At 67.4% G+C, this 11518-nt stretch carries 15 protein-coding genes and 2 tRNA genes; 12 read left to right on the forward strand and 5 right to left on the reverse strand.

Annotated features, from left to right (window positions below):
• Positions 1–269: 269 nt before the first annotated feature.
• From HCC78_RS29865 to HCC78_RS29885, 5 genes are all read right to left on the reverse strand, one after another.
• Entirely contained in the window at positions 270–1937 is a 1668-nt protein-coding gene (locus tag HCC78_RS29865; RefSeq protein ID WP_172332396.1) for a terminase large subunit, read from the reverse strand.
• Positions 1938–2048: 111 nt separating this feature from the next.
• Positions 2049–2375 (reverse strand): HNH endonuclease, encoded by a 327-nt coding sequence (locus tag HCC78_RS29870; protein WP_253949443.1) that lies wholly within the window; start codon positions 2373–2375, stop codon positions 2049–2051.
• Positions 2375–2551, reverse strand: a complete 177-nt coding sequence (locus HCC78_RS29875) for a hypothetical protein (RefSeq protein ID WP_172332394.1) — start codon at positions 2549–2551, stop codon at positions 2375–2377. The genes HCC78_RS29870 and HCC78_RS29875 overlap by 1 nt, the downstream gene beginning before the upstream one ends.
• Positions 2552–2621: 70 nt before the next feature.
• Positions 2622–3308, reverse strand: a complete 687-nt coding sequence (locus tag HCC78_RS29880; RefSeq protein ID WP_172332397.1) for a hypothetical protein — start codon at positions 3306–3308, stop codon at positions 2622–2624.
• A 239-nt stretch (positions 3309–3547) separates the two neighbouring features.
• A tRNA-Thr gene (locus HCC78_RS29885) sits at positions 3548–3622 on the reverse strand.
• 103 nt (positions 3623–3725) lie between these two features.
• On the opposite strand from HCC78_RS29885, the gene HCC78_RS29890 reads away from it, so the two are divergent.
• From HCC78_RS29890 to HCC78_RS29945, 12 genes are all read left to right on the forward strand, one after another.
• Positions 3726–3881 (forward strand): hypothetical protein, encoded by a 156-nt coding sequence (locus HCC78_RS29890; RefSeq protein WP_172332395.1) that lies wholly within the window; start codon positions 3726–3728, stop codon positions 3879–3881.
• Between the two features lie 3 nt (positions 3882–3884).
• On the forward strand, positions 3885–5150 hold the full coding sequence (gene murA / locus HCC78_RS29895; RefSeq protein ID WP_172332398.1) for a UDP-N-acetylglucosamine 1-carboxyvinyltransferase: 1266 nt from the start codon (positions 3885–3887) through the stop codon (positions 5148–5150).
• Complete coding sequence (locus tag HCC78_RS29900) at positions 5147–5623, forward strand: DUF2948 family protein (RefSeq protein ID WP_172332399.1); 477 nt, start codon at positions 5147–5149, stop codon at positions 5621–5623. Before murA ends, HCC78_RS29900 begins: the two co-directional genes overlap by 4 nt.
• A gap of 75 nt (positions 5624–5698) precedes the next feature.
• Positions 5699–7006, forward strand: coding sequence for a histidinol dehydrogenase (gene hisD, locus HCC78_RS29905; RefSeq protein ID WP_172332400.1), 1308 nt, complete (start codon positions 5699–5701; stop codon positions 7004–7006).
• Positions 7003–7476 (forward strand): UPF0262 family protein, encoded by a 474-nt coding sequence (locus tag HCC78_RS29910; protein WP_371743960.1) that lies wholly within the window; start codon positions 7003–7005, stop codon positions 7474–7476. The genes hisD and HCC78_RS29910 overlap by 4 nt, the downstream gene beginning before the upstream one ends.
• Positions 7473–8060, forward strand: a complete 588-nt coding sequence (locus HCC78_RS29915) for a GNAT family N-acetyltransferase (RefSeq protein WP_172332402.1) — start codon at positions 7473–7475, stop codon at positions 8058–8060. Before HCC78_RS29910 ends, HCC78_RS29915 begins: the two co-directional genes overlap by 4 nt.
• A complete protein-coding gene (locus HCC78_RS29920; protein ID WP_172332403.1) occupies positions 8042–8911 on the forward strand; it encodes a nitrilase-related carbon-nitrogen hydrolase in 870 nt (289 codons plus the stop codon). Before HCC78_RS29915 ends, HCC78_RS29920 begins: the two co-directional genes overlap by 19 nt.
• A gap of 154 nt (positions 8912–9065) precedes the next feature.
• The gene (gene infA, locus HCC78_RS29925; protein ID WP_011455993.1) at positions 9066–9284 is read left to right on the forward strand and encodes a translation initiation factor IF-1; all 219 of its coding nucleotides are present in this window, start codon (positions 9066–9068) and stop codon (positions 9282–9284) included.
• Between the two features lie 9 nt (positions 9285–9293).
• Complete coding sequence (locus tag HCC78_RS29930; RefSeq protein WP_172332404.1) at positions 9294–9872, forward strand: nucleoside triphosphate pyrophosphatase; 579 nt, start codon at positions 9294–9296, stop codon at positions 9870–9872.
• Positions 9869–10900 (forward strand): ribonuclease E/G, encoded by a 1032-nt coding sequence (locus HCC78_RS29935; RefSeq protein ID WP_172332405.1) that lies wholly within the window; start codon positions 9869–9871, stop codon positions 10898–10900. Before HCC78_RS29930 ends, HCC78_RS29935 begins: the two co-directional genes overlap by 4 nt.
• Positions 10897–11064, forward strand: coding sequence for a DNA gyrase inhibitor YacG (locus tag HCC78_RS29940; RefSeq protein WP_172332406.1), 168 nt, complete (start codon positions 10897–10899; stop codon positions 11062–11064). Before HCC78_RS29935 ends, HCC78_RS29940 begins: the two co-directional genes overlap by 4 nt.
• 86 nt (positions 11065–11150) lie before the next feature.
• A tRNA-Phe gene (locus HCC78_RS29945) sits at positions 11151–11225 on the forward strand.
• Positions 11226–11518: the final 293 nt, after the last annotated feature.

Genomic DNA, 11518 nt, shown 5'->3' on the forward strand with positions numbered 1-11518 from the left:
CGTCGCTCAGCCAGAAGAGATCAGACATGTCACCGCTCGTTTTCGAACGCTGAATCATGCCGTCCAGCCGAAATCAATGGGTCCTGAGCCTAGTACCTCCAATGCCCAAACGCCTTCAATGGTGCATACCGTGCAAGATCGTCCTTGATGGAGTTCCACCGCCAATTTGCGCGAGTGAAAATGTCAGATGCAACTATCGGATCTAGGCAGCCAAATATTCTCCAAACTGGCGCCTCCTCAGATGTGGTTGCCGCTCGCATTCTTTTTATTCATCCAATCAGCTCCGCCAGAAACGCCGGCATCACGTCCTCCGCCTCCCGCTCCACCGCTGCCAGTGCCATCGCCAGTGCCACCAGCCCGTCGATCCGGCCGCTGGACTTGTTCTTCGCCAGCTTCCGGTTCCCCGCCGGATCCATCTCCACCACCGCGTTCGAGGCGCAGAAGGTCAGCACCGGGTTCGCCCCGTGGCAGAGCTGCGCCTCGGCCACCAGACGTTCCAGCTTGTCCACCGCCGGGGCCATGTCGCGGAAGCCCTGGCCGAAGGGCTCCAGCGGCGGCTCCGCGCCCTGGCGCAGCAGCTCGCGCTTGAGATCCTCGATCCGCCAGCGGTCATAGGCGATGCGCTGCACGTCGTAGGTCGCGCAGGCCTCGGCCACCGCTTCCGCCACCGCAGACGGGTCGATCACCGCGCCGGGGATCAGCGTCAGGACGCCCTGGCGCGCCCAGAGGTCGTAGGGCACCCGGTCGGCCTCCGCCCTTTCGGCGATGCCCTGCTCGGGCAGGAAGAAGCGCGGCAGCACGTCGAGCCGCCCGTCGTCGCGCGGGAAGACCAGCACGAAGGCGGTCAGGTCGCGCGACTGCGACAGGTCTAGCCCGCCCCAGGCCTTGCGCCCGGCGAGCGCGGCGAAGTCCACCGGCGCCGCGTTGCGGTCCCATTCTGCCTTGGCCAGGAAGCGCACATGAGCGTCCACCCGCTGGTTCAGGATCAGGTTGCGGAAGCCCTGCTCGGCCGCGGGCATCCGCTGCGCCTGGGCCGCCTGCCGTGCCACGTCTTCCAGGCTGCGGAAATCGCCAAGCGCCGGGTTCGCCTTGCGCCAGGTTTCCTCCGCCCAAGGGCCGTCAAGTGGCCCGGCGCCGTAGAAGGTCAGGTGGAAGCTCGGATCCGAGACCTCTCCCGCGGCGACTTTCTGGCCGTAGTCGATCAGCTCGGACATGACCGCGTGATCGCTGGCCGCCTGGGTCGAGATCACGACCAGCAGCGGGTTGTCCCGCGCGCCCATGGCCGTGTCCAACGCCTCGTAGAGATCGCGCTTGGGGGCGGTCCCCAGCTCGTCATTGACGGTGAAGGACGGCGAGAGCCCCTGCTTGGTCGAGGCATCCGCCGAGAGCGCCGCGAAGACCGAGCCGCGGTCCTGGCCGCTCATCACCTCGATCCGCTTGGAGAAGCGCACCACGTTCGCCCGCGCCTCCAGCTCCGGGTGTTCCTCCAGGATCGCGACCATCTCGGCGAAGGTCTTGCCCGACTGCGCCTTGTCGTTGGCGGCGGCATAGACCTCGCCGCGCGGCTCGGCCTCCGGCCCCATCAGGTGGCAGAGGGCGAGGCCGGCGACGAGCTGCGTCTTGCCGTTCTTCCGCGCCATCGAGAGCACCGCTGTCCGTACCGGGCGGCGGCCGTCGGCATTCTCGGCATAGACCGCCTCCAGGAAGTCACGCTGCCAGTCTCGGATCTGCAGCTTGCTCCCTGCCAGCGAGCCTTGGGTGATCGGCAGATCTTCGAGGAAGGCGATCACCCGCTCGACGCGCGACAGGCCCGGCGCCTCCCAGGGCAGAGAGGCGCGCAACGGCGAGAAGGTTTCCTCGCCAGCGAAGAGCGAGCCTTGTGCCGGATGCTCCACCACCTGGAACCGGGGCTTTGCCCCCTTGCCGCGAAGTCCCATGAATTTCCTCTCAAGCCTCTGTTTTTGCGCCATTGCCCGGCCGATCCGGGTGGAAATTAAGTACGCGCGCATGTTCTCCATCGGTCTTCTGCGCGCGCCATTCTGGTGATTTCACCCGCCCCCGCCCCCGCCCCACCTGCCGTGGCCGGGATCGATCGGATTGCCGCTCTGATCCGCGCCCTTGAAGCGGCGGCCGAACGCATTGCCGCCGGTCTTGTCATGCATCGCCGTCTTCTCGGAATGGCAGCGGTGACAGAGGCTCATCAGCCCGTCGAGCGCGGGGAACGGCGCGCCGCCCTGGCGCACCGGCGTGATGTGATCCACGTCCTGCGCCGCCTCGATCCGGTCGCGGCGCTCGCAGATTTCGCAGAGCGGCTCGGCGGAGAGCTTGGCGCGCCGCAGCTTCTGCCAGCGGCTGGTGCTGTAGGGCCAGCCCATCAGAAGTTCTTCCCGGCGGCGTCGAGGTCTTCGAGGTAGCCGCGCAGCTCTTCGACCAGCGTGCCGATCTCGAATTCCAGGTTGGAGGCCTCCTGACCGCAGTCGATGAACTGGAGCATGTCGAGCACCACGTCGATCCTGTCCCGGGTAGAGAGTCCTTCGAGTTCGTCCCTCATGCGCAAAGCCTCCCCGTCCCGGCAAAGTGATGCCGTCTCTGCTGCCCCCATGCTATGAAGCGCTTGGCAATCATCGTCCTGGTGCTGTCCTCGGGGCTGGGCGGGAACTTCCATGGCAGATCCCACGCCTGGGCATCGCCGGTGCCGTGGAGCGGCGCGAAGTCGTGAATGCCCGGCAACCGTTCTTCGCGAGCCAAGTGCCCCAGCCCCGCTCCAGCTCCGAGCCTCGCGGTACGAGCACGGCCTGGTGCGGCACCGGCCGTTCCCTCGGCGTGCGGGGCTTGTGACGGGGCGCAAGCGGCCGCGTCTTTTGTTCTTGGTATTGTTCTATATGGGAAGGACCGGATTTGACCTCTTTTTCGATCAGTTCCGGACCCATTTCCGACCCTGCCTCAGACGTTGAAAGCTCGGATGCGGACCCTTTTCCGTCCGCCTCCCGGCGCCGGGATTTGGAGCTGCGGAACGGCACGACCTTGCCCGGCACCAGAAGCGTGTACCGGGTCAGGTTGCCCCGCCCGCGCCCCTCGGTGCGGCCGAGCCAGCCGCCCTCCACCAGCGCCTTGAGGGCGCGCTTCACGGCCGAGAGCGACGAGCCGACGAACTCGGCAATGGTGGTGACGGCCGGGCAAAGCTTGCCGGTGCGGTCGTCGGCGAACTGCACGGCGAGCGCCGTGGCGACGACCTTGGAGAGCGTCGGCAGCTCGGAGCGAGTCGCCGCCTTAAGCCATTCGAAACGGTTCACGGAAGCCGCCGTCATTGCGCGACCCTCCCGCCGATGGTACGAGAAGACAGCAGCTCTATGCTATCTGCCCCGGTCGCGCCCGCCAGCGCGCCGGGGTTTTGCTTTGGTACGAAGCGGGAACAGGGGCGCATTGCCTGTACGGGATCTGTACCGACTTGTGCGGGATGGTCCGCGTTTGTTCTGGAAACTGCGCGTTCTACGCCAACCAGTTTTGCGGAGGTTGTCTCGTAAGTATTTGATTTGGCGGTGTTTTCTGGTGCCGCAGGGGAGGATTGAACTCCCGACCTCACCCTTACCAAGGGTGCGCTCTACCACTGAGCTACTGCGGCGCCGGTCACCGTGTCCGGGGCTGTCCGGGCGGTGTGGGGCGGCTTCTAAGCAGAACGCCGGGGGGATGCAAGCGCAATCTGGACGGTTTTTTGCAACTCCTTTATGAGCGCCTACATGACAAGGAAAACCGACCCCGAAACGGAGAAGCAGGACCCCCCGACCAGGGAGGACCGGCTCAAGGCTGCGCTGAAGGCGAACCTGCAGCGGCGCAAGGCCCAGGCACGGGCGCGTGAGGCGTCGGAAAAGAACGAGGACTGAGCAATGGACGCCATTCTGGTCAAGGGCAACGGCCCGCTGCGCGGGCGCATTCCGATTGCCGGTGCGAAAAATGCATGTCTCGGGCTGATGCCCGCGACGCTGCTCAGCGAGGAACCGCTGACACTGACGAACGTGCCGAGGCTGTCGGACATCGCGACCATGTCGCATCTGCTCGAATCGCTGGGCACCGAGGTGCAGGCGCTGAACGAAGGGCGCGTCATCGTCACCTCCTCGCACGAGATTGCCAATGACCGCGCCGACTACGACATCGTGCGCAAGATGCGCGCCTCTTTCCACGTGCTGGGTCCGCTGCTGGCGCGGCACGGCCACGCCGTCGTCTCGCTGCCGGGCGGCTGTGCGATCGGTGCGCGGCCGGTGAACTTCCACCTCGAGGGCCTGCAGGCGCTGGGTGCCGAGATGGAGCTGAAGGACGGCTATGTCCACGCTTCCGCGCCGAAGGGCCTGAAGGGGGCGCGCCACCGTCTGCCGTTCGCCTCGGTGGGCGCGACCGAGAACATCCTGATGGCGGCGACGCTGGCCCGCGGCACCACGATCCTCGAAAACGCGGCGCGCGAGCCCGAGATCGTCGACCTGGTGAAGTGTCTCCGGGCCATGGGCGCGCAGATCGAGGGCGAAGGCAGCGAGACCCTGACGATCGAGGGCGTCGACCGGCTGCACGGCACCACCCACCGCGTCGTTGCCGACCGGATCGAGATGGGCACCTACATGCTGGCGCCGGTCATCACCCATGGCGAGGTGGAACTGGTCGGCGGCTCGATCGAGCTGCTGGGCTCCTTCGTCGAGAAGCTGCACGAGGCAGGCGTCGACGTGACGCCGACCAACGAGGGCATCCGCGTCAAGCGCGCGGCCGAGCGGATCCGCGCCGTCGACGTGCGCACCGAGGTCTTTCCGGGCTTCCCGACCGACCTGCAGGCGCAGATGATGGCATTGATGTGCACGGCCGAGGGCAGCTGCGCGCTGGAAGAGACGATCTTCGAGAACCGCTTCATGCATGCGCCCGAGCTGATCCGCATGGGCGCGAAGATCGACGTGCATGGCAATACCGCGACCGTCACCGGGGTGGAGCGGCTGAAGGGCGCGCCGGTGATGGCGACCGACCTGCGGGCCTCGGTCTCGCTGATCCTCGCGGCGCTGGCCGCCGAGGGCGAGACGCTGGTCAGCCGGGTCTACCATCTCGACCGCGGCTACGAGCGGGTCGAGGAGAAGCTCGGGGCCTGCGGCGCGCTGATCGAGAGGGTGGCGGCATGACCGATGCCCGCTTCGAGGATGGCGCGGAACAGCCGCTGCGCTTGCTGGCGGCGGATGGCGAGGACCTGAAGGTCGTCTCGTCGCTGGTGCAGGATGCGGTCCTGCCCGCCGCGGAGATGACCTGGGAGCCGAAGGCCCGCCGGTTCTCGCTGCTGCTCAACCGATTCCGCTGGGAGGACCGCGCCGCCGCCGAGCGCGCGGGGCGTCCGGTGGAGCGGGTGCAGAGCGTCCTGACCGCGGGCGATGTCCGCAAGGTGTCGAGCCAGGGCGTCGACCGCAAGGACCCGGATCTGGTGCTGTCGCTGCTGTCGCTGGAATTCGAGCCGGGCGAGGACGGGCAGGGCGCGCTGGTCCTGACCTTCGCCGGGGACGGAGCGCTCAGGCTCGAGGTGGAATGCCTCGACCTGCTGCTCAGCGACGTGACCCGGCCCTATGCCGCGCCTTCGGGCAGGACGCCGCGTCATCCTGACTAGTCCGAACGGAGCAGCCGTCCCGGACTTGTGGCCGTTAACCGGGACCGTTAGAGACAAAGGCCAAGCGAGGACGCCATGGTACAGTTCCTGTCGACGGAAAACAGTGATTTCGAAGCGGCCTTTGCGGCGCTCCTGTCGGCGAAGCGCGAGGACAGTCCCGATGTCGACGCCGTCGTGGCCGGGATCATCGCCGATGTCCGTGCCCGCGGCGATGCCGCCGTCATCGAGCTGACCGCGAAATTCGACAAGCTGGACCTGACGCCGGAAACCCTGGCCTTCTCGAAAGACGAGATCGACGCTGCCTGTGAATCGGTGCCCGCCGCCGAGCGCGAGGCGCTGGAACTCGCCGCCGCCCGCATCCGCGCCTACCACGAACGCCAGCTGCCCGAAGACGCGCGCTGGACCGATTCCTCGGGGGCGGAGCTGGGCTGGCGCTGGACGCCGGTCGAGGCGGCCGGGCTCTACGTGCCGGGCGGGCTGGCAAGCTATCCGTCCTCGGTGCTGATGAACGCCATCCCCGCCTCGGTCGCCGGGGTGGAACGGCTGGTGATCTGCGCGCCGACGCCCGGCGGGCAGGTGAATCCGCTGGTCCTGCTGGCCGCGCGGCTGTCGGGGGTGGACACGGTCTACCGCATCGGCGGCGCGCAGGCGGTGGCGGCAATGGCCTACGGCACCGAGACCATCGCGGCCGTGGACAAGATCACCGGGCCGGGCAACGCTTTCGTCGCGGCGGCCAAGCGCCGGGTCTTCGGCAAGGTCGGCATAGACATGATCGCCGGGCCGTCGGAAATCCTCGTGATCGCCGACAGGGACAACGATCCGGACTGGCTGGCCATCGACCTGCTGAGCCAGGCCGAGCATGACGAGAGCGCGCAGTCGATCCTGATAACGGACGATGCCGAGTTTGGCCGCGCCGTCGCGGCAGCGGTCGACAAGCGGCTGGAAACGCTGGAGCGGCGCGCGATCGCAAGCGCCAGCTGGCGCGATTTCGGCGCCGTGATCACCGTGCGGGATCTGGACGAGGCGGCGAAGCTCTCCGACCGGGTTGCGCCCGAGCATCTTGAGCTTTGCGTGGACGATCCCGAAGCGCTGTCGCAGAAGATCCGCCATGCCGGCGCGATCTTCCTCGGCGCCTGGACGCCGGAAGCCATCGGCGACTATGTCGGCGGGCCGAACCACGTGCTGCCGACGGCGCGCTCGGCGCGGTTCTCGTCGGGTCTCTCGGTGATGGATTTCGTCAAGCGCACCACGCTGGCGCGGATGACGCCCGGCGCCCTGGCCGCGATCGGCCCGGCGGCGGAGGCGCTGGCGCAATCGGAAAGCCTCGAGGCGCACGGGCTGTCGGTCCGGGCGCGGCTGGACCATCTGAACGAGGGGGCATGATGACCGACAGGCTAGCGCATATCGAGCTGGATCTGGGCGAGGCGCCTCCACCCTCGCCGGAAATGCAGCAGGAGCAGCAGGTCGCGATCTTCGACCTGATCGAGGAAAACAGCTTCGCCCTGCCGGGCGCCCCGTCCGGTCCCTACATGCTGACGCTGGGCAGGTCCGGCTCGCGGCTCAGCTTCGACCTGTCCGCCTCCGGTTCTCCGGCGGCGCAGTTCGACCTGTCGCTCGGCCCGCTGCGGCAGATCGTCAAGGATTACGGCCAGATCTGCGCGAGCTACTACGAGGCCGTGAAGACCGCGCGGGCAAGCGAGATCGAGACGCTGGACGATGCCCGCCGCGGCATCCACCGGGAGGGCGCGCGCGAGCTGAAGGAACGGCTGGAAGGCAAGGCCGAGGTCGATCCCGAGACCGCGCGGCGGCTTTTCACCCTGGTCTGCGTGCTGCTCTCCGAGGACCGCCCATGATCGAGCTGCGGCCCCTGACCGGGGCGGAGCTGGACGGCGCATTGGACGGGCTGGCGGCGCTGAGGATCGAGGTGTTCCGCGCCTGGCCCTATCTCTATGACGGCGACCTGGCCTATGAGCGGCGCTATCTCGCAGGCTACGGCGGCACGCCGGACGCCATTCTGGTCGGGGCCTGGGACGGGGGCCGGCTGGTCGGCGCCGCGACCGGCATGCCGCTGGCCGCGCATCATGCGGCGGAGGAAGGCGGCAGCTGGCCCGAGGGCGCGCCGCCCGTGAAGGACATCTTCTACTGCGCCGAATCCGTGCTGCTGCCGGAATATCGCGGACAGGGGCTGGGCCACCGCTTCTTCGACTACCGCGAGGACCAGGCACGCGCCGCCGGTTTCGACTGGTCCTGTTTCGCGGGCGTGATCCGCCCGGCGGACCATCCGATGCGGCCTGCGGACTACCGGCCGCTCGATCCGTTCTGGCGCAAGCGCGGCTATGCCCCGCTGGAGGGCGCCACCGAACGGTTCCGATGGAAGGATCTCGGCGAGACGGAAGAGACGGAAAAGGAGCTGCAGGTATGGCTGAAAAAACTGTGATCCGCCTGGCCGCCGCGGCCTATCCGATCGAGGCGCTGAAAAGCACTGCGGCGCTGCACGAAAAGCTCGACACCTGGGTGCGCGAGGCAGTGGAGCGCGGTGCGGAAATCGCGGTGTTTCCCGAATATGCCGGAATGGAGCCCGCGCTGGTCGGCAGCCCCGAGCACGAGGACTGGCTGGAGGCTTCGGCCGATGCGGTGACCGGCTACCGCGACTATCTCGCCAAGCTTGCCCGTGCGCATGGCATCGCCATCGTCACCGGATCCGCGCCGGAACGGGTGGACGGCGAGCTGCGCAACCGCGCCTGGTTCTGCCTGCCCGACGGCCGCATGGAGCCGGTCGACAAGCGCAAGCTGACCCCGTGGGAGCGCAGGAACACGGCGATGGTGCCCGGCGACGGCCTGGCCGCCTTCGATACGCCCTGGGGCCGGATCGGCATCGTCATCTGCTATGACAGCGAATTTCCCCGCCTGGTGCGTGCGCTCGAGTGCGACGTGCTGCTGATTCCCTCGTGCACGGATGCGCCGACGGGGCAGGGGCGGCTGCGCATCGCTGCCCAGGCCCGCGCGCTCGAAGGCCAGTGCGTTGCCGTCCATGCGACGCTCCTGGGCAGGACCTACTGCCCGCTGGTCGACGTCAATACCGGCCAGGCCGGCATCTACACGCCGCCCGACCGCGGCCTGCCCGCCGACGGTGTCCTGGCGATCGGCGCGGTGGACCGGCCCGGCTGGGTGATTGCCGACGCCCCGCTCAAGCTGCTGAAGGACCGGCGCAGCGACGGCGAGGCGAATCTGCGCAACGACTGGGATGACGGGGCCTATGCGGTGCGCGCCTTGCCCGCGAGCCTCTAGGCCGCAGCTGGCATGGAAGATTTTCAGGGGGATTCCCGGTAACATTCGCCTCCGGCACGATTCGTGCCCTTGATTTGCCCGGTGTTTCGGCGCATCTACACCCACATTCCGGACTCAGGCCCGGAATGTGTTCGAAACCAATTTAGGAGTGACCATGGCCAAGGAAGAAATGCTCGAATTTCCTGGTGTCGTGAAGGAACTCCTGCCGAATGCGACGTTCAGGGTCGAGCTGGAAAACGGCCATGAAATCATCGCTCACACGGCAGGAAAGATGCGCAAGAACCGGATCCGCGTTCTTGCCGGCGACAAAGTCCAAGTGGAAATGACCCCTTACGATCTGACCAAGGGTCGGATCAACTACCGCTTCAAGTAAGGTCAGCCCTTGAGACTGATCCTGGGATCGGGCTCGCCCCGGCGGCGGGAGCTGCTGTCGCAGCTCGACATCGTCCCGGACGCGATCCTGCCCCCCGACATCGACGAGGACCCGCGCGCAGGTGAACTGCCGCGGGTCTATTGCCATAGAATCGCGACCGAGAAGGTTGCCGCGGTTGCAGCGGAGCCCGGCGATCTGGTGCTCTGCGCCGACACGACGGTGGCCGTGGGCCGCCGCATCCTCGGCAAGCCCGCCGATGCAGACGAGGCGCGGGCGTTCCTCAGGCTGCTGTCCGGGCGCCGCCACAAGGCGATCACCGCCGTGGCGCTGCGCCGTGACGGCGTGGTGCGCGACCGTGTCGTGGCCAGCCAGATCCGCATGAAGCGCCTGTCCGGGGCCGAAATCGAGGCCTATGTCGCCAGCGGCGAATGGCAGGGCAAGGCCGGAGGCTATGCCATCCAGGGCCGCGCCGCCGCCTTCGTCGCCTGGATCGAGGGATCCTTCACCGGCATCGTCGGCCTACCCCTTGCCGAGACCGCAGGCCTGCTGCGCAGTTTCGGCTACCCCGTGACGGGAGTTTCCGCATGAACGGATACCAGGTGCTGCTCGGAGAATGGCGCGGCCGCGAGACCGCCGTTCTCCTGAAGGACGGCGTGCTCGAGGACCTGCTGGTCGCCCCCGAGGACGACCGCCCGGCAATCGGCGCGATCTACCGTGCCAGGGTCGACCGCCCGCTGAAGGGCCAGGGTGGGGTGATCCTCGACCTCGGCCAGGGCCGGAGGGGATTCTGGCGCCAGGCCAAGGGGCTGGCCCCGGGCGACCGGATGCTGGTGCAGGTGACGGGCTATGCCGAGGCGGGCAAGGCCGTTCCGGTGACCCCGCGGCTCCTGTTCAAGAGCCGCTACGCCATCGTCACGCCCGATGCGCCGGGGGTGAACATCTCCCGCCGGATCCGCGACGAGGAGCTGCGCGAGAAGATTGCCGCCGTCGCCCATGCGATCGAACTGGAAGCCGGCCACGGCGCCATCCTGCGTTCGGTCTCGGGCGAGGCAGGGGCCGAGGAGCTGGCCGACGACCTGGCGGCCATGGCCGAGCTGGCGGCGCAGGTCTGTGCGGACGTAGAGGGCGAGCCCGAGCTTCTGGTCGACGGCCCGGCGCCCGCGGATCTGGCCTGGCGCGACTGGCCCGAGCCCGACGAGGTGCTCGAGGATCCGGCCGCCTTCGCCCATTTCGGGGTGGAGGAACTGATTGCCGGGGCTCTGGCGGCCCGTTGCGAGCTGGAGGGCGGGGCGTCGATGTATGTCGAGCCGACCCGCGCGTTGGTGGCGGTCGATGTCAATACCGGCGCGGATACGTCGCCCGCTGCCGGGCTGAAGGCAAACATCGCCGCTGCCCGCGCGCTGCCGCGCCTGCTGCGGCTGAAGGGCCTGTCGGGGCAGATCGTGCTGGATCTGGCGCCGATGCCCAAGAAGGACCGCACCCGCTGGGAGCAGATGCTGAAATCGGCGCTGCGGGAAGATCCGGTGGAGACGAGCTTTGTCGGCTGGACGCCGCTGGGCCATGCCGAGCTGCAGCGCAAGCGCGAGCGCCTGCCGCTTCACGAGGTCCCGGCATGAGCTGTCCAGTCTGCGGCAAGCCTGCGGAGGACCGCTACCGGCCGTTCTGCTCGCGGCGCTGCGCGGATGTCGACCTGGCGCGCTGGCTGAACGGATCCTACGCGATCCCGGCCGACGAGGAGCCGGATGACGACGGCGAAGACGGCTTGCCGTTGCGTCACTGAAATTTTTCGATTTTGGCTCTGGACACTCCGCGGGGCCTTGAATAGAAGGCCGGAACCCGAGCGGAGAACACACCGCTCAAGCCCGTGCCCGGGTAGCTCAGGGGTAGAGCAGTGGATTGAAAATCCTCGTGTCGGTGGTTCGATTCCGCCCCCGGGCACCACTTAAATCGAATAAAAGCATATACTTACGACAAGTTTCGCCTTTGACGCGGTGGTGAAGAATAGCCTTGGGTATCGGTCGGGTATCAATTCTTGACTGACAGGCTCCTAACTCAAGCGCTGGGATTACGCGCTCCTATTGTTGGGATACCAAACAGGCACCAAGCACCTCCGACAAGATCGATCTACTTGATAGGTCTAGCGGCTCTGTTGCGCAAATGCGGCTTGGGATTCACGGCGCGAATCCAGCATGATAGCTGGCGGCCATGAGCAGACCTCCGAAGACGACCTACAA

The organism is Mangrovicoccus sp. HB161399 (assembly GCF_013184745.1).
Lineage (GTDB): Bacteria > Pseudomonadota > Alphaproteobacteria > Rhodobacterales > Rhodobacteraceae > Mangrovicoccus.